This window comes from Corynebacterium glyciniphilum AJ 3170 (assembly GCF_007673095.1).
In the GTDB taxonomy this organism is placed as follows: domain Bacteria; phylum Actinomycetota; class Actinomycetes; order Mycobacteriales; family Mycobacteriaceae; genus Corynebacterium.
Map to the genome: position 1 here is coordinate 1 of NZ_VDYZ01000008.1, position 20,718 is coordinate 20,718.

Annotated in this window: 22 protein-coding genes and 3 tRNA genes; 10 read left to right on the top strand and 15 right to left on the bottom strand. The window is 68.1% G+C overall.

Features of this window, described 5'->3' with window-relative positions:
• Positions 1 to 50 precede the first annotated feature (50 nt).
• Positions 51 to 671, bottom strand: coding sequence for an alpha/beta-hydrolase family protein (locus tag FS507_RS08775; protein WP_145942420.1), 621 nt, complete (start codon positions 669 to 671; stop codon positions 51 to 53).
• Positions 671 to 1,198, bottom strand: coding sequence for a hypothetical protein (locus FS507_RS08780; protein ID WP_145942421.1), 528 nt, complete (start codon positions 1,196 to 1,198; stop codon positions 671 to 673). Before FS507_RS08780 ends, FS507_RS08775 begins: the two co-directional genes overlap by 1 nt.
• 113 nt (positions 1,199 to 1,311) lie before the next feature.
• Between FS507_RS08780 and FS507_RS08785 the strand changes: the two genes are divergently transcribed.
• Positions 1,312 to 2,544, top strand: a complete 1,233-nt coding sequence (locus tag FS507_RS08785; RefSeq protein WP_145942422.1) for a sensor histidine kinase — start codon at positions 1,312 to 1,314, stop codon at positions 2,542 to 2,544.
• A 10-nt stretch (positions 2,545 to 2,554) separates the two neighbouring features.
• Positions 2,555 to 3,226 (top strand): response regulator, encoded by a 672-nt coding sequence (locus FS507_RS08790; RefSeq protein WP_145942423.1) that lies wholly within the window; start codon positions 2,555 to 2,557, stop codon positions 3,224 to 3,226.
• Here the strand turns inward: FS507_RS08790 and FS507_RS08795 are convergent.
• A complete protein-coding gene (locus FS507_RS08795) occupies positions 3,173 to 4,519 on the bottom strand; it encodes a hypothetical protein (protein ID WP_145942424.1) in 1,347 nt (448 codons plus the stop codon). The genes FS507_RS08790 and FS507_RS08795 overlap by 54 nt on opposite strands.
• Positions 4,520 to 4,563: 44 nt before the next feature.
• Between FS507_RS08795 and FS507_RS08800 the strand changes: the two genes are divergently transcribed.
• Entirely contained in the window at positions 4,564 to 5,358 is a 795-nt protein-coding gene (locus tag FS507_RS08800; RefSeq protein WP_145942425.1) for an alpha/beta fold hydrolase, read from the top strand.
• A 121-nt stretch (positions 5,359 to 5,479) separates the two neighbouring features.
• Here FS507_RS08800 and FS507_RS08805 read toward each other — a convergent pair.
• The 4 genes from FS507_RS08805 to FS507_RS08820 all read right to left on the bottom strand — a co-directional run bounded on the left by FS507_RS08805 (position 5,480) and on the right by FS507_RS08820 (position 6,839).
• Positions 5,480 to 5,552, bottom strand: a tRNA-Arg gene (locus FS507_RS08805).
• A 76-nt stretch (positions 5,553 to 5,628) separates the two neighbouring features.
• A complete protein-coding gene (locus tag FS507_RS08810) occupies positions 5,629 to 6,390 on the bottom strand; it encodes an SDR family oxidoreductase (RefSeq protein ID WP_186314621.1) in 762 nt (253 codons plus the stop codon).
• A gap of 106 nt (positions 6,391 to 6,496) precedes the next feature.
• Positions 6,497 to 6,569, bottom strand: a tRNA-Arg gene (locus tag FS507_RS08815).
• Positions 6,570 to 6,747: 178 nt separating this feature from the next.
• A tRNA-Ser gene (locus FS507_RS08820) sits at positions 6,748 to 6,839 on the bottom strand.
• A gap of 84 nt (positions 6,840 to 6,923) precedes the next feature.
• Between FS507_RS08820 and FS507_RS08825 the strand changes: the two genes are divergently transcribed.
• Positions 6,924 to 8,006, top strand: a complete 1,083-nt coding sequence (locus FS507_RS08825; RefSeq protein ID WP_145942427.1) for a histidinol-phosphate transaminase — start codon at positions 6,924 to 6,926, stop codon at positions 8,004 to 8,006.
• 35 nt (positions 8,007 to 8,041) lie between these two features.
• Positions 8,042 to 8,629 (top strand): hypothetical protein, encoded by a 588-nt coding sequence (locus FS507_RS08830; protein WP_260853251.1) that lies wholly within the window; start codon positions 8,042 to 8,044, stop codon positions 8,627 to 8,629.
• Here the strand turns inward: FS507_RS08830 and FS507_RS08835 are convergent.
• The 3 genes from FS507_RS08835 to FS507_RS08845 are packed head-to-tail and all read right to left on the bottom strand — an operon-like array spanning position 8,626 to position 12,149.
• Complete coding sequence (locus FS507_RS08835) at positions 8,626 to 9,228, bottom strand: septum formation family protein (RefSeq protein ID WP_186314622.1); 603 nt, start codon at positions 9,226 to 9,228, stop codon at positions 8,626 to 8,628. The genes FS507_RS08830 and FS507_RS08835 overlap by 4 nt on opposite strands.
• Before the next feature lie 16 nt (positions 9,229 to 9,244).
• The gene (locus FS507_RS08840; protein WP_145942572.1) at positions 9,245 to 10,612 is read right to left on the bottom strand and encodes a class I SAM-dependent methyltransferase; all 1,368 of its coding nucleotides are present in this window, start codon (positions 10,610 to 10,612) and stop codon (positions 9,245 to 9,247) included.
• A gap of 58 nt (positions 10,613 to 10,670) precedes the next feature.
• On the bottom strand, positions 10,671 to 12,149 hold the full coding sequence (locus tag FS507_RS08845; protein WP_145942430.1) for an FAD-binding oxidoreductase: 1,479 nt from the start codon (positions 12,147 to 12,149) through the stop codon (positions 10,671 to 10,673).
• Between the two features lie 115 nt (positions 12,150 to 12,264).
• Between FS507_RS08845 and FS507_RS08850 the strand changes: the two genes are divergently transcribed.
• Positions 12,265 to 12,957 carry a DUF805 domain-containing protein gene (locus FS507_RS08850; RefSeq protein ID WP_186314623.1) on the top strand — a complete coding sequence of 231 codons (693 nt, stop codon included), beginning with the start codon at positions 12,265 to 12,267 and terminating at the stop codon, positions 12,955 to 12,957.
• Positions 12,950 to 15,376 carry an ATP-dependent RNA helicase gene (locus tag FS507_RS08855; protein WP_145942432.1) on the top strand — a complete coding sequence of 809 codons (2,427 nt, stop codon included), beginning with the start codon at positions 12,950 to 12,952 and terminating at the stop codon, positions 15,374 to 15,376. Before FS507_RS08850 ends, FS507_RS08855 begins: the two co-directional genes overlap by 8 nt.
• A 3-nt stretch (positions 15,377 to 15,379) precedes the next feature.
• Here the strand turns inward: FS507_RS08855 and FS507_RS08860 are convergent, their stop codons facing one another.
• A complete protein-coding gene (locus FS507_RS08860) occupies positions 15,380 to 15,781 on the bottom strand; it encodes a DUF488 domain-containing protein (RefSeq protein ID WP_260853252.1) in 402 nt (133 codons plus the stop codon).
• A gap of 72 nt (positions 15,782 to 15,853) precedes the next feature.
• On the opposite strand from FS507_RS08860, the gene FS507_RS08865 reads away from it, so the two are divergent.
• Positions 15,854 to 17,089, top strand: coding sequence for an HNH endonuclease signature motif containing protein (locus tag FS507_RS08865; protein WP_260853253.1), 1,236 nt, complete (start codon positions 15,854 to 15,856; stop codon positions 17,087 to 17,089).
• 76 nt (positions 17,090 to 17,165) lie between these two features.
• Here the strand turns inward: FS507_RS08865 and FS507_RS08870 are convergent, their stop codons facing one another.
• Positions 17,166 to 17,471, bottom strand: a complete 306-nt coding sequence (locus FS507_RS08870) for a GlsB/YeaQ/YmgE family stress response membrane protein (RefSeq protein ID WP_145942433.1) — start codon at positions 17,469 to 17,471, stop codon at positions 17,166 to 17,168.
• 47 nt (positions 17,472 to 17,518) lie between these two features.
• The gene (locus tag FS507_RS08875) at positions 17,519 to 18,259 is read right to left on the bottom strand and encodes a hypothetical protein (RefSeq protein WP_145942434.1); all 741 of its coding nucleotides are present in this window, start codon (positions 18,257 to 18,259) and stop codon (positions 17,519 to 17,521) included.
• A 64-nt stretch (positions 18,260 to 18,323) separates the two neighbouring features.
• Between FS507_RS08875 and FS507_RS08880 the strand changes: the two genes are divergently transcribed.
• Positions 18,324 to 18,893: a TetR/AcrR family transcriptional regulator gene (locus tag FS507_RS08880; protein WP_145942435.1), complete on the top strand. Its 570-nt coding sequence runs from the start codon at positions 18,324 to 18,326 to the stop codon at positions 18,891 to 18,893.
• An 18-nt stretch (positions 18,894 to 18,911) separates the two neighbouring features.
• Here the strand turns inward: FS507_RS08880 and FS507_RS08885 are convergent, their stop codons facing one another.
• The gene (locus FS507_RS08885; protein WP_145942436.1) at positions 18,912 to 19,865 is read right to left on the bottom strand and encodes an NAD(P)H-dependent flavin oxidoreductase; all 954 of its coding nucleotides are present in this window, start codon (positions 19,863 to 19,865) and stop codon (positions 18,912 to 18,914) included.
• A 67-nt stretch (positions 19,866 to 19,932) separates the two neighbouring features.
• Between FS507_RS08885 and FS507_RS08890 the strand changes: the two genes are divergently transcribed.
• Entirely contained in the window at positions 19,933 to 20,253 is a 321-nt protein-coding gene (locus FS507_RS08890) for a hypothetical protein (RefSeq protein ID WP_075815324.1), read from the top strand.
• Here FS507_RS08890 and FS507_RS08895 read toward each other — a convergent pair.
• Complete coding sequence (locus tag FS507_RS08895; RefSeq protein ID WP_145942437.1) at positions 20,229 to 20,705, bottom strand: flavodoxin family protein; 477 nt, start codon at positions 20,703 to 20,705, stop codon at positions 20,229 to 20,231. The genes FS507_RS08890 and FS507_RS08895 overlap by 25 nt on opposite strands.
• Between the last annotated feature and the right edge of the window lie 13 nt (positions 20,706 to 20,718).

The window sequence follows — 20,718 nt, forward strand, 5'->3', positions numbered from 1 at the left end:
CGGCTCGGGGTCAGCCACTTAGGGGGTCACACCGGCTCCCACACCAACCATCATCTACGCCACAACTGGGCCGCCACCGGCGCGGTCACGTTCTCCACGGCCGCGGTACCCGCCCCCACACCGAGGCTCTGCCCCTGCACGATCACGTCCGGACGCCGGTCCTCCGGTAGTCCCTCAATCCGGTCGAGCACTTCCTGCAGCAACGCTGTCGCGGAGGCCGCCGCGAGGTCGGGCCGCATCAGGTAGGCCACCGCCGAAGGGGTGCGGGCATAGCGGACGGACACGGTGGCGACGTCGCCGTCGGCCCAGTCCTCCACGGCGTCGACCTGGTCCGGGTCGACCCAGCCGGAGCCGGTCGGCAGGGCGATCATCACCACGTCCTTGGCGAATCCCCCGTCCGCGACGAGCGCGTCGACGGTCTCCCTCGCCGCGACATCGGCGTCCTTCCCGGGGTGGTCGCCGAAGACACGCACCGCGCCCACCGGGGAGGTCTCGGTGAGGATGTCGCGGGGGTGCTGCATCAGCGGCCCCTCGTCGAAGGCCCACCATGCCGCCCCTGCCAGCGGTCCCGCTGCCTGCCACAGGATGAGCCCGATCAGGAGCAGCACCCAGCGTCGTCGGGCGCGGGGGGTTTCCGATGTCGCCGGCGCCTGCACCCTGTCCTGCTGCATCACCACGGGAACCACTCCTCGACCGGGGCGCCGTTGTGCTGCCGCAGGGTGTTGGCCGCGACGGCGGCGTGGGCGACGCCTGCCATCGCCCGGCATCCGGCGGCCCCGTCGCAGGATGCCCGCATCTGCTCGGCCATCTGCCGGTCGAGGTCGCGGCGTGTGTGTTCCGGAATCGTCTCGCCGGTGCGGTCCGCGACCCGCAGCAGGTCGTACCCGAGGTCATGGGTCATGCACGCCGGTTCGAAGGAGGCCGGCAGCGGCACCGGCGACGAGCAGTCCCCGCCAGGGTTGGTGGCGTGCCCGTCCTGTGTGCCCGGCCGGTAACCGAGTTCGGCGACCAGGTCCTCCGGGAAGTAGGACGTCCCCGTCACACCCGCGGCGAGCGTGTCGGCGGCGGCGATCGCGCCGACGGTGCGTACGGCGGGGCTCGGCTCGGCCGCCGAACCGACGGGCGGGACGGCGGCCCCGACGACCAGGGCGGCAGCCACCAGGGAGGCGGAGGCGAGGATCCTTCTGCTGCGTGTCATGGTCCGGAACGCTAGGGAGCGGGGTCCACCGCGGGGATCCCTCTGTGGAGTGATTGTGGATCTCACTCTCCAGGGGGATCCGGGTCACCCGCCCGCCGACTAGCGTCTCTTCCATGAGACGCACGAAGAACCCGGCCTCCCCGACCCGCACGTCCCGTACCTCCCGCCTGGCCCCGGTGGTCCGTCCGGTGCGGAACGTGCTGGACCGTGCCGCCGCCCATGCCGGTGTTCCCCCGCTCGTCCTGTTCCTCGTGGTCGTCTTCACGGCGATCCTCTTCGCCGTCGCCTGGCCGACGTACTTCGTGACCCATTCACTGCACGCCGCGATCGTCCCGTTGCTGGCGGTGATGGGGACGTGGCCGGTGCTGGCGTCACTGTGGCGGCCCTGGCCGGCATGGCTGGCGGTGGCGCTGGCCTGCCTGGTGAGTGTGCCGCTGCGCACCGAGCCGGCGTTCATGCTCGGTTGGCCGGTGCCGTTCCACCTCGCCCTGGCGTTCACCCTGGCTGTGGTGGTGGTGCGCGGCTCACGTGACGCCGTCGCCGTCGCCCTGGCCGGCACCCTGGCGCTGATGCTGTTCAACCCCGGGGAGGTCGTCGTCGGGTGGATCGTGGGGACGCTGGTGTGGACGGTGGTGTGCCTGCTGCTCCGCTGGTTGCTGGCGTCCCGGCGGGACCTGCGCCGTGAGGAGACCCGGACCAGTGAGCAGTCCGAGATGCGGGTCATGGCCGAGGAACGCAACCGTCTGGCCCGGGACCTGCATGACGTCGTTGCACACCAGATGTCCATGATCGTGGTGCAGGCGCAGTCCGCCCCCTACCGTCTGCAGGGCGTCACCCCGGCGATCCATGCCGAGTTCGACTCCCTGTCCGACACCGCACGCGAAGCACTCAACCAGGTCCGCGAATTGCTCGGCGTGCTACGCAGCGACGCCGAGTCCGGGGCGACGACGCCGGTCGGCTCCGACCAGATCGGTCCGACACTGCAGGCGGCACGTCGGGCGGGGATGGACATCACCTGGACGATCGACCCTGCGGCAGCCACGCTCGACGACACGACCGGGATCGTCCTGCACCGGGTACTGCAGGAGTCCCTGTCGAACGCCTCCCGCCACGCCCCCGGTGGCACGGTGCTGGTCGACCTGTCCCTGCAGGACGGATGGGCGACGCTCACCGTGGACAACGGGCCGGCCACCGCCGGTGCCCTCGTCCCCCCGGAACACAGCGGTGGCGCGGGGATCCAGGGCATGTCCGCCCGCGTGCGCACCGTCGGCGGCACCTTCACAGCGCTTCCCGCCGCGGACGGCGGTTTCACCGTCACCGCCGGGGTCCCCCTCGGTGCCCGGTAACGTGTCGGACATGACCGCGCAATCCGACACCACCGTGCTTGTCGTCGACGACCAGGCGATGGTGCGTCAGGGATTCGCCGCCCTGCTGAACTCACGTGAAGGGATCACCGCCGTCGGGGACGCCGCCGACGGCGCACAGGCGGTCGAGCAGGTGACCCGTCTGCGCCCGGACGTGGTGTTCATGGACGTACGCATGCCGGTGATGGACGGGCTCGAGGCCGCCCGACGCATCCTGTCCCTCGGCCTGGACCCCGCCCCACGGATCATCATGCTCACCACGTTCGACCTCGACGACTACGTCTACGAGGCGCTGCGCATCGGCTGCTCGGGGTTCCTGCTGAAGGACGCGCCCGCCGACGAGCTCGCACGGGCCGTCCGGCTGTCCGTCACCGGCGAGGCGCTGCTCGCCCCGACGGTCACCCGCCGCCTCATCGCCGACGCCGTCGCACGCTCGCCGCGCACCCCACCCCGTCGGGCGTCCACCGACATCGCGTCGCTGACGCCCCGGGAGCTCGAGACCGTCGAACAGATCGCGACGGGACGCTCCAACGCCGAGATCGCCACCGCCCTGTTCATCTCGGAGGAGACGGTGAAGACGCACGTCCGGAAGGTGCTGCAGAAGCTGCAGCTACGCGACCGGGCTCAGGTCGTGGTCTTCGCCTACGAGAACGGGGTCGTCTGACCCGCCTGCGACCGCGCGCAACCCCGTGGCGACCCGCTGTGCCCACTCCCCGACGTTCATCACCGCCGACGGTGTCCCCGGGTAGCGTACGCGCAGGTGCATACCGTCGTCGTTGAGAACGAACCACACCATCACCCCGGCGGTCCGGATCCACGCGGACACGTGCTGGGGACGGGCCTCCGCCGGCACCTGCACCGGCAGCCGACGGTTGTCCAACCACGACAGCGCGAACATGCCCGGGGTGTCGGGCATCCCTCCCCACGGCCGCAGCAACGGTTCCAGCGGGTAGGAGCCCAGTGCGATGGCCTCGCGCACGGCCGTGTCGCAGTCGGACGGGTCGGTGGAGTCGCACTCCAGCACAGAGTTGGTGATGAACCACCCCACCGAGTCCGCCCACCGTGCCGGGTCGTCCGCCGGCCCCCGACGGGAGTGGACAGGGAACACGGCACGCAGAGCACCGGCATGCATGTCCCGGTTGACCCTGGTCAGGACACTGACAGCCAACGGCAGCAGCCGGACGCCCCGTCGGGCGGCGACGGCCTCCAGGCGGGCCACCCCGTCCGCGTCCAGCACGTCGATGACCTCCACGACCTCGTCACGGGGCTCGGAGATGTCGCCGAGGCTCAGCGGGAAGACCGGCATCTCCCCGTCACGGGTGTCCATGATCCTGCGCCACCGGTCACGAATGTCGTCCGGGGCCGGTGGCAGGGCCTCCAGGGCCCGGGTGTGCTCGGCGAAGGACGGCACCGGTGCGAGCTCGTCGCCGTCGTCCAACGCGGCGAGCATGTCACGTACCAGTACCAGCAACGACCAGGCGTCCGCGTGACTGTGGTCCAGGCCGATCACCGCTGTGCAGGTGCCGTCGCCGTGGTCCACGACCGCCAGGCGGTGGGACGGTGTCCCGAAAGGCTCGCAGGCCACGTCGAACACGCCCCTCAGGACGGTGCGGGGGTCCGAGGTGCCGTCGCCGACACGCTCCCACCGTCCCCCGGTGAACTCCACGGGGTGAACCCGTACCTGCGCGCCCTCCTGCCGCAGGACGGTGCGCAATGTCCCGTGACGCTGCACCACCCGCCGCCATGCCTCGGCGAGGCGTCCCCGCCCCACCGGCGGCACGGCGAAGGCCACGGCCATCCAACTTCCCGGACGGGACCCCGCGGCAGCATGCCTGGCCTGGTCGAAGGAGGGGGTGCTCCCGGCAGCGTCACTGCCTGGGGCGGCGGCCACGGTGGGTTCGAACACGTGCACCTGCCCTGCGGCGAGCTCCATACGGGCTACAGTTGTCAGTCTCATACCCACGGACGATAGGGCCGTGGGATTACGTACGGATTTCCTGCATGAGTCACGCATTAGACACCCTCGCCCACGACATCTGGGGCCCCGTCGACGGCACCCCGGTCGTCCAGCTCCACGGGCTGACGTCCAGCCGCGCCCGCGACGTCGCCCTCGGACTCGACCTCACCGCAGGTCAGGACGCGCTGCGCGTCCTGCGCTATGACGCCCGCGGACACGGCCGGTCACCGGGGCCCGAATATCCCGCGGCCTACCGGTGGGCCGCGCTGGCGAAGGACCTGGAGCACGTCAGCGAGGAGTTCTCCCCCGACGCGCCGGTCCACGCCGTCGGTCAGTCCATGGGTGCGGCGACGATCCTGACCTCTGCGGCGGCGGGGAAGAGCTACGCCTCCATGACGCTGTGCATTCCCCCGACGGCATGGGAACTGCGCGGTGACCGGGCCGGCATGTACGAACGCTCCGCCCGGTTCGTCGAGGACCACGGGCTGGCCGCCTATGCCGAGACCACCCGTGCCGAACCCGCCCCGCCGGCACGCAGCACGGAAGTGCCGTTCACCATGCCGGACGTCCCGGAGGCCCTGTTGCCCACGGTTTTCCGTGGCGCCGCGGGCAATGACCTGCCCTCCCGGGACCGCATCGCCGCCCTCGGCGAACGGCGTATCCCGACCCTCATCCTGGCGTGGATCGGCGACCCGGCGCATCCGGTGGCCGTGGCCGAGGAACTCCATGCTCTCCTGCCGGGGTCACAGCTGCTGACCGCCTACTCTCCGCAGGACGTGGCCCGGTGGCCCGACGTCATCGGCGCCTTCATGCACACCGCCGCGAAGTTCCGTCGCTGAGGTGGACGCCCGGACAGAGGCCTGGGGTTGGTCCTGTCGGGAAAAACCAACCGGAGGTCTCTGTGCCGGGAACGAAACGAAGCCCCCGGGTCAGATTTCTCTGGCCCGGGGGCTTCCCGTGTGCGCCCGGAGGGATTCGAACCCCCAACCTTCTGATCCGTAGTCAGATGCTCTATCCGTTGAGCTACGGGCGCGCCGCTGCATCTCTGCAACGAGACTACAGCCTACACGCCGACCTGGAAAGCGCCAAAGCACCAGGTTGGCATCCGTTTACACCACCTTGGACACGAGTTTCAGCGGCATGACCTTGAGCACCGGGCCGATCAACCGCCAGGGCCAGCCCGGCACGAGCGACCGGCGCTTCCGTGACTCGATCGCCGCCATCATGGAGCGCACCCCGGTCTGCGTGTCGACCATGAAGCGGGTCTTCTGCTCGACCTTCTCGTTCATCTCCGAGCGGATGTACCCGGGCAGTAGGACGGTCACGTCGACGGGCACGCCGGACGCCAGCATCTCCGACTGCAGCCCCTCTCCCAGGTTCGCCACGAATGCCTTCGTCGCCCCGTAGGTCGTCATGGCCTTACGGTTACCGCGCAGGGCGGTCACCGAGGAGACGAGGACGAGGTGACCGGCGTTCTTCGCGCGGAAGATCTCCATGGCCGCCTCCGCCTGCGCCAGAGCACCCAGGGCGTTGGTCGTGGCGGTCTCCCGGTTCGCCTCCGGCTGCCCGGACCCGATCTTGCGTCCCTTACCCAGGCCGGCGTTGACGACAATGCGGTCGAGACCCCCGGCAGCATCGTCCTCCGCCTGCTGAAAGACGGTGCGCACCGCGTCCGGGTCGGTCACGTCCAGCGCATAGGTACGCACCGAGACGCCGGGGCAGGACGAGGTGATCTCGGCGGACAGTTCGTCGAGCCGGTCCGTCCTGCGGGCGCAGAGGGCGAGGTCGTGGCCGAGGGCGGCGGACTGGCGGGCGAGTTCGGCTCCGAGCCCGGAGCTGGCACCGGTGATCAGTGTGGTGAAAGGGGTCATAGGGCGACGGTAGCAGCGCTCCCCTCGCCCACGGAGCGGAATCGAGTGAGCCCCCTGTCCGCGATGCCGAAACATCGCTGACAGGGGGCTCAACCCAAGAAAAGCGTGCGCCCGGAGGGATTCGAACCCCCAACCTTCTGATCCGTAGTCAGATGCTCTATCCGTTGAGCTACGGGCGCGACGCTGTTTCCAGCGACTCCAGAATCCCCGGCACACCACCAGACGGGACGTGTCACGCGATCCCGGGGTACACCACACACCCCGTATAGCGGGACCGCGCCCTGAATGTCCGGTAACTCACCACAAGAACCGGACGGCTGACGACACGTCCTCACGAAAAGCCTGAGGAAACTGAAGTGGCGGAGGCGAGAGGATTTGAACCTCCGGTCCGCCGTTAAGCAGACAACTCATTAGCAGTGAGTCCCATTCGGCCGCTCTGGCACGCCTCCATGCCGTCACGTGTGACGACGCATCGAACGATACATCAGGCCCCCGCATCAGATCAAAATCACCCGGAGACTAGGCTGAAACCCATGATCCGTGCCGACCTTTCCACCCTGCCCCCGTACGTCCCCGGCAGCCCCAACGGACTTCCGCTGAAGCTGTCCAGCAACGAGTCGTCGCTCGGCCCGTTGCCGGGGGTCACCCGCGCGGCAGCGGAGGCGCTGGCCAGCGCGAACCGTTACCCGGACATGGTCGCCTATGAACTGCGCAGCACCATCGCCGACTGGCTGGCAGGCCCGTCGTCGCTGCTCCTGGACGCCGAGAACATCGCCGTGGGTGCCGGCTCCTCCGCCCTGATCCAGCAGGCCGTCCAGGCGACGTGCCGCGGCGGCGAGGTCGGCGACGAGGTCGTCTACCCGTGGCGCAGTTTCGAGGCCTACCCCATCCTCGCCCGGGTTGCCGGCGCCGAGGCCGTGGAGGTTCCGCTGACCCCGGACCACCGCAACGACCTCCCCGGCCTGGCCGCAGCGGTCACGGAGAAGACGCGTCTGGTGATCGTCTGCAACCCCAACAACCCCTCGGGCACGACGGTGACACGTGAGGAACTCATCACCTTCCTCAACGCCGTCCCGTCCGAGGTCCAGGTCCTGCTGGACGAGGCGTACGTGGAGTACGTCCGCGAAGACGGGTTCCCCGACGGGCTGGGCCTGCTCGCCGACTACCCGAATCTTGCGGTCGCGCGGACGTTCTCTAAGGCCTACGGACTGGCGGGCCTGCGTGTCGGTTACCTGGTCGGTCGCGCCGAGTTCATCGAGGCGGTGAACAAGGTGTGCATCCCGTTCAGCGTCAACGCCGTCGCGCAGGCCGCCGCGGTGGCGAGCATCGGGGCGAAGGACGAACTGCTCGCCCGCACGGACGAGACAGTGGCCCAGCGCACCCGCGTCCTGGAGCACATCCCGGAGGACTGGCGGATCGGGTCAGAAGCCAACTTCGTGTGGCTTGACCTCGGGGAGCGGGCACGCGCCTTCGAGGAGGCGATCGCCGGGTACGGCATCGCCGTGCGTTGTTTCGACGGGGAGGGCGTGCGTGTCACCGTGACCGACGCCGCCGAGACCGATGTCGTCGTCGAGGCGCTGGACGCCCTGGCGCCGGAGTTCTTCCCACGACGGTAACCGCCCGGAAACACCCCCGGGCGAGGATGGGCACCATGTACACACCACCGTTCTCCCCGCTGTTCGCCACCCGCCCGGCAGCCTCTCCGGCGGTCCGGGACGTCCGGAGCTTCAACTCGGCCCCGGCAGAGCAACTGACCACCCTGCTGTCCTTCATGACCGCAAGCCGCGAGCTGGCCCGCACCATCGTCGTCGGACGCCCGTATCTCGATGCGGCGGACGTCTACTCGGCGGCGTCACGGGCCCTGGTCACCCTGCCCACCCCGTTGGTGGAAGGCATCGTCGAATCCCACCGGCCGGTCGACCGCGTCCCCCTCGTCGAGGACGCCTGGGCGGCCGGGGACGTCTCCGACGAACAGTTGTCCGATCTGCGCGAGGCAGCCCTGGGCTATGCTGCGGCGCAGGGGCACCTGTTCATCGCCGACCCGGCGGTATGGGGCTCGCCGGAGGCTGTGACGATGATCCCTCCCCGCACCGGCCCCGACATCGGGGCCGTGGTCGAGGCCCTCGGCGAGGACATCGACCGACGGCTCCGTCTCCCCGGTGCAGACGCCTGGGCACTCACCGTCGCGCACCTGGAGGAGTCCAACCGGCAGAAACTGGTGACCCTGCTGGAGCGTTAGCGCCAGCTCTGTTCGAGGGTCCCGTCGATCTGCTCGAGGGTGGGGTCGGTGACGACACAGGTCACCGTCCGGTCCTCCTGCGCCCAGCTCTCCTTGGACGGCATCATCGTGACGACGTCCAGCGATGACTCGGGGAATCCGATACCGACATAGCCGGTGAAGGCGTCGCCCCCGCAGATCGCGCCGGCCTCCTGCCCCAACGGCTCATTGCCGGGGAAGAGGTTCTTACCCGCGATATCCACCTGCGCGTACACCTCGCCGGCATGGGGTCCGCCGCAGTCGACGACATCGATGTCGCCGGTACCGTCGAGCTGGTCCATGTCAGCCACGCAGTCGCCGATCGCCAGGCCCCGGGCGCCCGGGGCGTCAGGATCGGTCTCCACCGGCTCGGCATCGGGCTGGTCGGGGTCTTCCGGCGCCTCAGATTCAGACCCGGTTTCAGGACCGGATTCCGGCACGGGCTTGTCCGGCGGCGCTTCGGTGTCCACGACGGGTGTCGTCGTCTCGTCGGCCTGCCCCGCGTCGCCGATGGTGCACGCACCGAGCAGCAACGGCGTACACAGCACCGCCACCGCAGCGCCTCTGGTGATCGTCCTCATCCTGCCGACGTTACCGTCAGGGCTTCCACCACTGACGGACCGGCACCCCGGAATTCCCCGCCTCGTCCAGTTTGACTCCGAGGACCTGGTGAAGCTGGACGACATTGTGTTGGAAGCCCCACTCCGACCCCGCCATGTAGAGACCGAACAGGCGGGCAGTCTCCTCACCGACGAGATGGACGGCCTGGTCCCAGTTGGTTGCCAGCAGTTCACACCAGTCGTGCAGTGTGCGCTGGTAGTGCGGCCGGAGGTTCTCCTCGTGGACGACGTCGAAACCCGTGTCCTGCATGATCGTGATGATCCTGCCCGAGCCGGTGAGCTCCCCGTCGGGGAAGATGTAGCGGTCGATGAACTGGCCGGTCTTCGTCTTCCTGTTGTGCGGACGGGTGATGCAGTGGTTCAGCATCCGGCCGCCGGGGCGAAGCTTGGCGAAGAGGCGGGTGAAGTAGTCCTCGTAGTTGGGCACGCCGATGTGCTCGAGGATGCCGATGGCGCTGACCGCGTCGAAGTCGGACTCGGGCACGTCACGGTAGTCCATGCACCGGACCTCGGCGAGGTCCTGGAGGCCCTCTTCCTCGATCTTGGCCTTGCCCCATTCGTACTGTTCCCGGGAGAGGGTGACACCGATGGCCTTGACGCCCTGACGGGCGGCGTGCCGCACCATGCCGCCCCACCCGCAGCCGACGTCCAGCAGTCGGTCACCCGGGTTGAGCCGCAGCTTGTCGAAGACGAGACGGTGTTTGTTGTCCTGCGCCTGGGTCAGCGGCCCGTTGGCTGCCGTCCCCTTCTCCCAGTTGTCGTATCCCCAGTCACCGGACGGACCCGTGATCTGGTGCTCTCCCTCGAACTCGGGGTAGTAGCCGCAGGTGTAGGCCATCGAGTCGCCGAGGAAGAGCTCGTAGAAGTCGTTGCCCACGTCGTAGTGGCGGCTCACGACCTCCTTGTCACGTTCCGGAGAGTGCCGGGACAGCCCCTCGAGGATGGCCCGCTTCCACCCGGGCAGCGTCTCCTGCTCCGGTGCGGGCTGCAGCTTGATCGCCCCCATCGCCTTCAGCGAACGGGCGATATCCAGCAGGTCCTTCGCCGAGGGACGTCGGATCTGGTCGTAGAGGTGCTGGAGGTGGTCGAAGACGAGGTACGGGTGCCCGGGCTCGTCACCGGTGACCCGGAGGCTTCCGGTGATGTAGGCACGGGCCAGTCCCAGGTCACCGGGCGCGGTGACGATATAGGCCAGCGCGTCCGGCGACGTGATCTCCAGTTGCAGGTCTGCGTCTGCCGGCCCGGCGGTGGATCCGTCGAAGGCGGTCACCCGGAACGGCGCCGGCGGTGTGATGACCTTGTCCACGATCTGTCCCACTGTCAGCGGCGTGAATCCCCTGCTCATCTCTCTCCTCTTGGTCATCGTGCGTAATCGTGCTTGTCGTACGTGTCGCGGCGTGTCGTCAGACGCCGCCCACGGTCTTCTCGTACAAACCGGGGAACCGGTCGTCCGGATCGAAGACCGCCTTCAGTTGTGCGGGACGGTCGCCGCCGTACAGGGCGGCGAACTGCTCCTCAGAGTAGAAGGCCTCGGAGTACAACGACTTGTGTCCACCGAGGTCGGAGACGACCCTCTCCACCTCCCGGTTGAAGGCCCCGGTCGGGGCGTCCTTCCCCATGAGGTCGACGGGCACCGAGCTCCAGAATCCCACATTCACCCAGGTGTCGCCCGGTGACAGCGGGTACAGGGGCCACGGTGTCCGTTCACCCGAGTCGTCGGCCAGCCGGATGGGGCACAGCCACACCGGTTCGATCTCGCAGTGGGTGAAGAACCATGTGAGGAACTCCGGCAGGTTGTCGGGGGTGACCTCGATGTCCTGGACGACACGTTCGCGCGCGGGCCGGTTGTTGTGTGCTTCGATCCGGTCGGCGATGTCGAAGCGGCGGTCCCAGCCGATGATCTTCCAGTAGAAGCTCGACCGCAACAGGTCACGGGGCCACAGGGTACGGATGGTGGGGTTCTGGGTGCCGAAGGCCCGGTTGCACCAGAACCAGTCGACGTCCCACCGCCAGAGGTAGTCGCGGATGGTCAACTTGTCGCGGAGGACGCCGGACGGGTGCTGGAGGGAGCGGTAGTAGCTGCGTTCGCGGGTGTAGTCACTGGTGGGGCCCGGTTCGCTGGTCGCCCGTCCCAGGACGAGGTAGCTCTCCTCCAGGCTGAAGACCACACCGTCGAGATAGTCGACGCGTTCACCGTCGTACTCCTTGTCCACGACGATGCGGTCGAGGGCGTCGGTGAGCGACTGGACATCGTCGAAGCGCACGTGCCGCAGGTCGACATAGGGTTCCACCTGTTCGCACCGCACCTTCAACCGCACGCTGTACCCCAGCGAACCGTAGGAGTTGGGGAAGCCGCGGTACAGGTCGGTGTTCCGGGTCGGTGAGCAGGTGAGGATGTCCCCGGTGCCGGTGAGGACGTCCATCTCCAGTACGGCCTCGTGCGGCAGGCCGTTGCGGAAGGACGTGGACTCCACGCCCATGCCGGTCACCGCACCACCCAGGGTGATGGTCTTTAACTGCGGGACGACCGTCGGTGCCAGTCCGTACGGCAGCAGGACATCCACCAGATCCTCGTAGGTGCACATTCCCTGGACATCCGCGGTGCCCTCAACGGGGTCGACGGCGATGACGCCGTGCAGTCCCGACACGTCGAGTCCGACCGCCTCACCCGAACGTCCGCGGAAGAGGTTGGACGTCTTCTTCGCCAACCGCACGCGGCGGCCGGCGGGAACCGCGTCGAAACTGGCCTTCAGTCGCTCCACGGCCTGCTCGTGTGCGTACCATCCGACCGGGGCGAGATCCCGCTGGTCAAGTCCATTTCCTATGCGTACCGCGTCGGTGATCCTGCCGGCGACGGTCACAGCTTTCTCCTTCAGGCTCATAAGTAGCCACTGTAGACCTCACCGGCGTTAGTGTGTGGATGGGTCCACCCGTTCAATGACCCCCACATCCAGCGTCCCAGGCACAACCTCTCAGCGTCAGGTCAGGAAAACCATCATGGGTCACGCCACGACGGTCGAACCGTCACTGTCACGCGCAGACTGTAGCGCGTCTTTCACTCGCGCGGTCAAGCGGTTCTTCACCCGTTGGGCCCGTTTCAAAGGACGGTCCTCCCGCCGTGAGTTCTGGTTCCCGGTACTGGCGTTTGCAGTGATGTATATCGTATTCGGCATCATGCAAGACATCACCGGCGTCCCGACGACACGGGTATCGCTCATACTGACCGGAATCTTCTATGCCGTCCTGTTCCTCCCGGCGTTGTCACTGGTCTGGCGGAGACTCCACGATGCCGGATATGCGGGACCGTGGGCATTCGTCGCTTTCGTCCCCCTGGTCGGCGCCATCACCCTGCTCGTACTGGCGGCGCAACCGAGCTCGCCGGAACGCATGAGACCTGTGTGGGAAGATCCCGACGTCCTGGACCCCCAGCAACGGAGCAACGCCCCGTCGTTCGCATTCTTCGTGATGCTTCTCCAGATCGCTCTTCTCTTGGCCACCACGGTCTGTTTCGTTGCAGGACTCAACAACGTCTACCTCGCAGAGCAGTCCGCCGGTGCCTCATTGCACAACGTTCAGGGCGCCTGGGGCTACATGTCCTGCGCAGCCACATTCGGAGGCGTCTTCGCCGTGGTCTACCTGTCCTCGCTGATCTACTCGTGTCGTGCGGACTATCCTGTCACCGATGACTGACCTTCCTTTCGCCGCCGGACGGGCCGCCCTGCTGGATGCCCTGCGTGCCGGTGGCACCGCTGTGGTCCAGGCCCCGCCGGGCACGGGCAAGACCACCTTGGCTCCCCAGTACGTGCTCGAACACGTCATGGAGACCTCACCGGGGCGCGTCATCGTCACCCAGCCTCGGCGCGTCGCCGCACGCGGCTCCGCCGCCAGGATCGCCGCCCTACGCGGGACCGAACTCGGCGGCGAGGTGGGCTACGCCGTGCGCGGCGACCGGAAGACCGGCACCGACACGGTGATCGAGATGGTGACCCCGGGCGTCCTGCTCCGGCGGCTGCTCGCCGACCCCGACCTGGACGGGGTCGCCGCGGTCGTCATCGACGAGATTCATGAACGGCACCTCGAGTCTGACCTCGTGTTCGCCATGCTCGCCCAGGTGCGGGAGCTACGGGACGACCTCACCGTCGTCGCCATGTCGGCGACGGTGGAGGCGTCGCGCTTCGCGACGCTGCTCGGTGGGTCGGGCGGCCCGGCACCGCTGGTCGACGTCCCCTCCCCCATCCACCCGCTCGACATCAGGTACGCCGACTCCGCCACGTCCATGGTCAACCGGGACCGTCGGGCGCGCCACGCCGTCGCCGATCTGGTGGAGGCCACGGTTCGACAGGCTCTGGACGACACGGCGAGCTCAGGGGGTGACGTACTCGCCTTCGTCCCCACGATCAGAGACACCGAGACCGTGTCCGCCGGGTTGTCGTCCCGGGGTATTCCCGCCTCGTCGCTGCACGGGCGGTTGTCGACGGCCGAGCAGTCCCGCGTCGTCGGTGGGCATGACGACGCGCAACGCCGCGTGATCGTCGCGACAGACGTCGCGGAATCCTCCCTCACGGTCCCCGGGGTCCGGGTCGTCGTGGATTCCTGCCTGGCACGGGTGTCCCGGCGCGACACGACCCGGGGCATGTCCGTCCTCGTCACCGAGACGGCGAGCCAGGCGTCCTGCACCCAGCGCGCCGGACGGGCCGGACGCGAAGGGCCGGGGACGGTGTACCGGTGCATCACCGCCGAACAGTTCGCCAAGGCTCCCGGGCATGCGCCGCCGGCGGTCACGACCAGCGACCTGACCGGCGCGTTGCTGGACGTCGCATGCTGGGGATCTCCCCGGGGTGCGGACCTGCCGCTGCCCGATCCGTTCCCGTCGGCGGCGACGGAGGCGGCGGAACGGTCGCTGCAGTCCATCGGTGCGGTGGACGCGCGGGGTCATGTCACGGACGTCGGACGCCGACTCGCGGCGATCCCGACGGACCCGCGGATCGCCCGCGGAGGACTCGAGGCATGCCGCCGGGTGGACGTGCGTACCGTCGCTGCCGTGCTCAGCGTGGTGGACGACGGCACCCGCGTACCCGACCTCGCCGCCGCCGTCCGCGCCGTCCGGCTACAGGACCCGGTGGCACGGCGTTTCCAACGGCTGCTCTCCCCCACCGCCACAAAGACCCCGGACCTGTCCGGGGACGACGCCGTAGCCTATACCCTGGCCTGCGCATTCCCCGGTTTGATCGCCCGACGGGTCGACGATTCCTCCCGCTACCTGACGGCCTCGGGCACCGGCGTGGTGTGGCGGGACGGTCGGGCTCCCTCCGGCGAATGGATTGCGGTCGCCGACTTGTCGAGGAGTCCCGGCGGAGCCACCGACGCCGTCGTCCACACGGCAGTCCCCTTGCCTCGCGACCTCGCATTCGCCGCGGCGGCGCCCCTGCTCACCGACGAGGTGACGTGCACGTGGCTTCCTGGAGGCGTCGCCGGGAAACTCCAGGCTCGTCGGGTCCGACGTCTCGGCGCGATCGAGCTGTCCTCCACTCCGGTGCCGGCGAAAGAGATCAGCGCCGACGACCGGGCCACTGCGGTGCGGTCCGGCCTGCAGGCCCACGGCCTGGACGTCCTCGAATGGTCCGAGCATGCCCGTGATCTGCGACGACGCATCCAGTACCTGCACAACCACGGGGTCCCCGGGTATCCCGACGTGCGCCACGGCGACGGAAAGTTCGTGGACTTCGTGGTTCCCGACCTGGCAGCAGGCAGGCGTCCGGACCTGGCGGGTCTGCTTCGCGGCCTGGTCCCCTGGGACCAGCCGGTCGACGAGCTCGCACCCGAGTCGCTGACGCTCCCGGGCGGGCGTACCGTCCGGATCACCTACCCGGAAAGCGATGCCACGACCGACACCCCCGCGGTGGTCGCGACGAAGCTCCAGGACTGCTTCGGCCTGCGCCGCTCTCCGGAGATCGCGGGACGACGGATCCAGTTCCAGCTGCTGTCCCCGGCGGGCCGACCGGTGGCCATCACCGACGACCTCGGCGGTTTCTGGGACGGTGCGTACAGCGACGTACGACGGGACCTGCGCGGGCGCTATCCGAAGCACTCCTGGCCGGAGAATCCGTGACGGTCACTCTTCATCCATGTGCCCGTCCAGCCAGTCACGGAGCACCCGTGCGTGCGTATGTTCGGTGTCTTTCCCCGCGAACAGGAGAAGGACGTCCCGCTGTTTCAACTCGTCCCGGATGTCGGTAAGCGCATCGTCCAGCTCACCGTCCGCATGCCGCTGGTCAAGTTCAGACCGGTAGGCGTCGCCGAACTGGGTCCAGCTCAGGGCGTCCCCATGAAAATCCTTCCTGAGCTGTGCGGAAGGAGCGAGTTCCTTGGGCCACCCTGACAGTGGAAGGCTGTCCTTCGACACCCCGCGGGGCCATAGGCGGTCAACAAGGAACCTCGCTCCGGCGACGTGGTCACCGTTGCGGACGTCGTACACACGTGCAATGTCGAGACTGCCCATTTTTCTCCCTGCCATTCGAACATACTGTTGACTGTGTCCGTGTCCCAGTATACGCTTCAAGGAACGAACATAGAGGGGGCGGGGACAGTGACGACAGCGACGGGGACGGTCGGGACGGACATTGACGCCATTCAACTTCACCTGAACAAGGGGGAGATGGTGCTTGTCGCCCACCTGATGAAAATCCCCCGGGACGCGCGCCTGGCCGCCGCGACAGCACTTCGCGGGCGGTCCCGCGCGGATGCACTGCGGTTCGCCCATTCGGGTGAACTCGCCTCCCGGAACATCGAGCTCTTCGCCGCCGTCGTCGGTAGTGGTGTCGTCACCGCCGAACACCTCGACCTGATCTGGGGCCGCCTCAACCGGCAGCTGGTCACCGTCCCGGTCGCCCGTCAGGACGAGATCCTCGGCCACCTGGATACAGCGGTGAACATGCACGTCACCCCGTGGCTGCGGGATGCTGTGACGCCGGTGTCGCTGACTGAGCTCCGGGACCGCGTCGACGAGGCGATCCTGGACATCGCCCCCGGGCTCGCCGCCGAGACCGCCATCGCCGAGGAAGACTCCGCGACCCTGCGGCGTCGGGGGAACACCTTCATCTTCACTGCCGGGTGTGAGACCACCAGCGCGGCGATCGATGCCGGGCTGGAGAAGAGGATGCGCGAACTGCTCGCCGGACTGCGCCGGGAGCGCACTCTGATCGACGAGGACGAACGCACTCCCCTACCGACCCCGTCCCAGCTTAAGGCACAGATCCTGATGGAGCTTCTGGGCAATACCCCGGAGACCATGACGATCCGGGTGAACCTCTACCGGGCGACGCTCGACGGTATCCACGGAACCGGTGCCGGATATGTCGCCGATGTCGGTTGGATCAATGCCCGGACAGCGGACCGCTTCGAAGAGGCTGCGACCACCGTCAGGGAAATTCCGGTCGACCCCGCCGAGCACCCGGAATCCGACGGCTACCCTTTCCTTCTGCAGGACCGGAACTACCTCGAGGGACGCGACGCCACCTGCAGGTTCCCTCAGTGCACCGTTCCGGCGAACCTGTGTGAGAACGACCACATCGAGAACTCCCCGTTCACCGACCCCACCAGCAACGGGCCCACCAGTGTGCGCAACGGTCAGAAACTCTGCCGCGCCCACCACCGCCTGAAGACCGAGGGAACGTGGACCTGTTCCACCCGGGACGACGGGTTCACCATCGACTGGGTCAGTCCCGACGGGGGAAGCTACACCACCCACGCCACCGGACCACTGGCCCGGGCCTGGCGGCACAGGCAGGAGCGTACCGCCGAACCGGACGAGCCGCCCGACTGACCGCCCGACTGACCGCCCGACGTCAGAAAACCCCCGCACCGTAGGTGCAGGGGCTACAGGGGCTGTTCGAAGACAGCTACCGCTTCCTGTTGCCGGTGACCAGACCGACAAGGAGGAGAAGGATGACCGAACCGAGCAGGCAGGTGAGGAAGCTGAAGATCCAGCCGCCGCCCGCCACGTTCACGTTGAGCAGCGTGAGCAGCCAGCCTCCGAGGAGGCCGCCGATCACGCCGACGACAATGTTGAGGATGATGCCCATCTGGGCGTCGGTACCCATGATCTTGGATCCGATCCATCCGGCGAGACCACCGATGACGATCCAACCGATGAAGCTCAGGGGAGGAGCAGATCCGGCCGCAAGAATGAGAGTGTTGGTGTCCATGACACCGTTCTTACCCCAATTCAGCATAAATGTGGCTGATGGGGCGATCAGTACCCGTCATCCATGGCGACCACGTGCAGTTCCTCGGACACCCGACCCGCCAGGGCCCTGTCCTCCCACAGGGTCTTGACCACGGCCTCACTGCTTCCGTCGGGCAGTGACGGAACCGCGCCGACGAGCCCGTCCCGCACGTGCCGGAACACCCGGCACTGCGCCTGACGGCGCGCGAACGGCACGGGTGCGATGTCACGTCCGGTGTGGTGCTGGATGTCCGGGATCAGCCCCCAGCTACTGCGGTAGATGTCGTAGCCGGCCAGTTCCTCACTGTTGTCCAGCATCAGCGTGTCATCGACGTGGATCCGGTCGTAGTTCGGCGACTCGGTCTCGTCCACACACTCGAGCTGCTCGTTGTCGAGGAAACTCACCCACATCGTCGTGTGTGTACCGGGCTGACGGAACGGGGCGGCGGCAATGTAACCACGCGGGCTGACGTGTGCGGTGAACGCCGTCGTCGTGTCGGGGACGCAGGCCCGGATGAACGGGACCACCGGGGACACCCCGTTGTTCCGAAGCTTCGTGCGCATCACCCCCGGCGAAGCATTCGAGCCGACGGCAACCACAGGCGTGCGGTCAAGGTCGTCGGCGATTCCCACCAGGCCGACCTCACCGGGGAAGTACCCTTCGGCAGTCAGCGTCCCGGACGAGGTGGGCCACGGTCCGGGGTACAGCCACGGGGTGGCTGTCAGGTCGACATCAAGACAAGGGGCGTGCTCAGGTGCAGCAGTCATGGCACTTTCCACCCTACGCGACCCTGCGCATTCGTCACACCAGTCACAGGATACGATCTGGTACATGCGTACAACGACCCGCCGGGACGAGATCTTCGACGCCGTGGACCGGCTCATCGGCAGAGAAGGAATTCCGGCGGTGAGCATGCGGGCCGTCGCCGCCGAGGCCGGTGTCTCGCTCCGCCTGGTCCAGTACTACGGCACGGACAAGAACACGCTTCTCTCAGCCTCCCTGCAACGACTGTCGGACCGGAGTATCCGCCGGTGGCGTGAACAGCGCAGGAGGAGCACCTCCCTGCGTTCCGTCATCGAGGGGTACTTCGCCGCCACCCTGCCGGTCGACGAGGAGACCTGCGCCTTCCACCGCATCAGCGTGTCCATGGAGCTCATGGCCGTCACCGGCACCGAGCCCGCCGCGTCGGCGTACCGTCGCCACCTCGCCGCGACCGGTGTCGAGTTCACCGGGGCATGCCTGGAAGCCATCCCGGAGCTCGGGGAGGACACCGCCGGAAGCATCGTCGACACGGCGATGGCGCTCGGACACGGGTTGGGCTCACTGCTGATGGCGGGACGCATCAGTGAGGAGTCCGCACGTGCCACCGTGGCGGCGATGGTCGCCGACCTGCCGGACTGATGCGGAGTCAGAGCAGAGTCAGAACCGTTTCAGCAGGTCGTGAGCCTCCTGCGCCATGCGGGCCACAGTCTCCCCGGCGGGCTCCCGTTGCCGCACCAGCCCGACGCCCTGTCCGGCGTGCAGTTTGAGATCGTCCGCGTAGGGTCCGCCGGGAGCCCTCGCCGCGACAAGTTCCTCATCCGTCGCGGCATCGTCGGTGGCGTACCGGTCGACGAAGTCGTTGCGCACCGTCCTCGTCGGCCAGGCCTCGATATCCCAGCCGACCTGCTCGGCACGGTCGTAGATCCCGGTCAACACGGTGTTGCGGGATGATGCGGCCACCGCCGCTGCCTTGAGTTCGTCCGAACCCGCGGATTCGGGGGACGCCAGCAGCGCCGTCCCGATCCACGCGGCATCCGCACCGGCGGCGAGAACGGCGGCGAGGCCACGTCCGGACCCCACCCCGCCGGCCACGGCGACCGGCACACCGGGTGCATGCGCCGCGGTGTAGTTCAGCACCTGCTGCATCAACGGCATCGTCCCGATACGCCCGGTGTGCCCGCCGGCATCCGTCCCCTGGACGCACAGCACATCCACCTCAGCCTCGAGAGCCTGACGGACCTGGGGCATGTCGTTGACGGGCGCCACCACGCTGACCCCGGCGGCGTGCGCGCGCGCCACCCACGGCGACGGGTCACCGAAGGCCAGCGACACCACGGTCGGGTTGGCGTCCAACGCCGCGGTGAAGACCTCGTCCGTCAGCGCCCAGACCATCAGTCCGATGCCGAAGTTTCCTCCCCTGCCGGCGATCTCGGCCTGTTCCCGGATCCACTCCGGCGATGTCGACGCACCCACCCCGATCATCCCGAGTCCACCGGCCCTGCTCACGGCGGCGGCGAGGTCGCCACCGGCGCGTCCTGCCATCGGCGCGCCGATAATCGGCAGGTCGATGCCCCACAGTCTCGTCAGCAACGTGTCGGGTAGCTGTGTCACGGTGGTCCTCCTTCTTCCTTTTCCCGTCCGGCTTGTCGGTGTACCCCTCAAGGGTAGCCTGGCAGGCATGGACATGACACTGAAGAAAGCCAAGGACGTCAACACCGCCGCCGTCACCACCCTCGGTCTGATCGGAGGGTGGGTGAGCGCACGGGAGACCGGGATCCGCCCCCTCGGCGGAGTCCTGCTCGCCGCCGCCGGCGTCTACGCCGGGCGCACCTGGCTGGCCAAGGGGGGTCCTGCCCTGACCGCCGGACTGTCGACCGCGTACGTCGCCGGATTCGGCCTCTCACACCCGCTGGCGAAGAAGATGGGTTCCTGGCCCGCCGTGCTCACCGTCACCGCCGGTGTCGCCGGCGCGTCCTACCTGCTGGCGGACAAGAAGTAGGCACCGACGGTGTTCTCCGCCAGGGCACGCAGGTCGTCGAGATGAGGCTCGATGTCGCCGGTGAAGGTGACCGGCTCTGCGGCTGAGGTCCAGCCGAAGCCGGTGGCGATGGTCTCCATCGCCTTCTCCGCACCGGTGGTGTCGTAGCCGCCCCGGATCCAGTAGGAGAAGAGTTTCTCGCGTTCCTGGTTCTGGATGTACGTCGAGTCGAAGTAGTGCTTCAGCGCGCCGGAGATGTACCCGAAGTTCGCGGTGGTGCCCAGAATCACCGCCGCCGCGTTGTACAGTTCGTCACCGTCGGGTTCCAGGGCGTTACGCTCCCTGACCTCGAGTGATTCGTCGAGTTCCTCGCTGACCTGGGCTGCCGCGTCGCGGGCGGCCTCGACGACGGTCGTCGCGATCGTGCGCAGCTTGTCGGTGGGACTGTGGTGGACAATCAACACATAAGCCATACCCCCATGATGC

Coding starts and splice junctions, on each gene's coding strand:
- FS507_RS08775 (WP_145942420.1), bottom strand. CDS start 671: ATGCAGCAGGACAGGGTGCAGGCGCCGGCGACATCGGAAACCCCCCGC.
- FS507_RS08780 (WP_145942421.1), bottom strand. CDS start 1,198: ATGACACGCAGCAGAAGGATCCTCGCCTCCGCCTCCCTGGTGGCTGCC.
- FS507_RS08785 (WP_145942422.1), top strand. CDS start 1,312: ATGAGACGCACGAAGAACCCGGCCTCCCCGACCCGCACGTCCCGTACC.
- FS507_RS08790 (WP_145942423.1), top strand. CDS start 2,555: ATGACCGCGCAATCCGACACCACCGTGCTTGTCGTCGACGACCAGGCG.
- FS507_RS08795 (WP_145942424.1), bottom strand. CDS start 4,519: ATGAGACTGACAACTGTAGCCCGTATGGAGCTCGCCGCAGGGCAGGTG.
- FS507_RS08800 (WP_145942425.1), top strand. CDS start 4,564: ATGAGTCACGCATTAGACACCCTCGCCCACGACATCTGGGGCCCCGTC.
- FS507_RS08810 (WP_186314621.1), bottom strand. CDS start 6,390: ATGACCCCTTTCACCACACTGATCACCGGTGCCAGCTCCGGGCTCGGA.
- FS507_RS08825 (WP_145942427.1), top strand. CDS start 6,924: ATGATCCGTGCCGACCTTTCCACCCTGCCCCCGTACGTCCCCGGCAGC.
- FS507_RS08830 (WP_260853251.1), top strand. CDS start 8,042: ATGTACACACCACCGTTCTCCCCGCTGTTCGCCACCCGCCCGGCAGCC.
- FS507_RS08835 (WP_186314622.1), bottom strand. CDS start 9,228: ATGAGGACGATCACCAGAGGCGCTGCGGTGGCGGTGCTGTGTACGCCG.
- FS507_RS08840 (WP_145942572.1), bottom strand. CDS start 10,612: ATGAGCAGGGGATTCACGCCGCTGACAGTGGGACAGATCGTGGACAAG.
- FS507_RS08845 (WP_145942430.1), bottom strand. CDS start 12,149: ATGAGCCTGAAGGAGAAAGCTGTGACCGTCGCCGGCAGGATCACCGAC.
- FS507_RS08850 (WP_186314623.1), top strand. CDS start 12,265: ATGGGTCACGCCACGACGGTCGAACCGTCACTGTCACGCGCAGACTGT.
- FS507_RS08855 (WP_145942432.1), top strand. CDS start 12,950: ATGACTGACCTTCCTTTCGCCGCCGGACGGGCCGCCCTGCTGGATGCC.
- FS507_RS08860 (WP_260853252.1), bottom strand. CDS start 15,781: ATGGCAGGGAGAAAAATGGGCAGTCTCGACATTGCACGTGTGTACGAC.
- FS507_RS08870 (WP_145942433.1), bottom strand. CDS start 17,471: ATGGACACCAACACTCTCATTCTTGCGGCCGGATCTGCTCCTCCCCTG.
- FS507_RS08875 (WP_145942434.1), bottom strand. CDS start 18,259: ATGACTGCTGCACCTGAGCACGCCCCTTGTCTTGATGTCGACCTGACA.
- FS507_RS08880 (WP_145942435.1), top strand. CDS start 18,324: ATGCGTACAACGACCCGCCGGGACGAGATCTTCGACGCCGTGGACCGG.
- FS507_RS08890 (WP_075815324.1), top strand. CDS start 19,933: ATGGACATGACACTGAAGAAAGCCAAGGACGTCAACACCGCCGCCGTC.
- FS507_RS08895 (WP_145942437.1), bottom strand. CDS start 20,705: ATGGCTTATGTGTTGATTGTCCACCACAGTCCCACCGACAAGCTGCGC.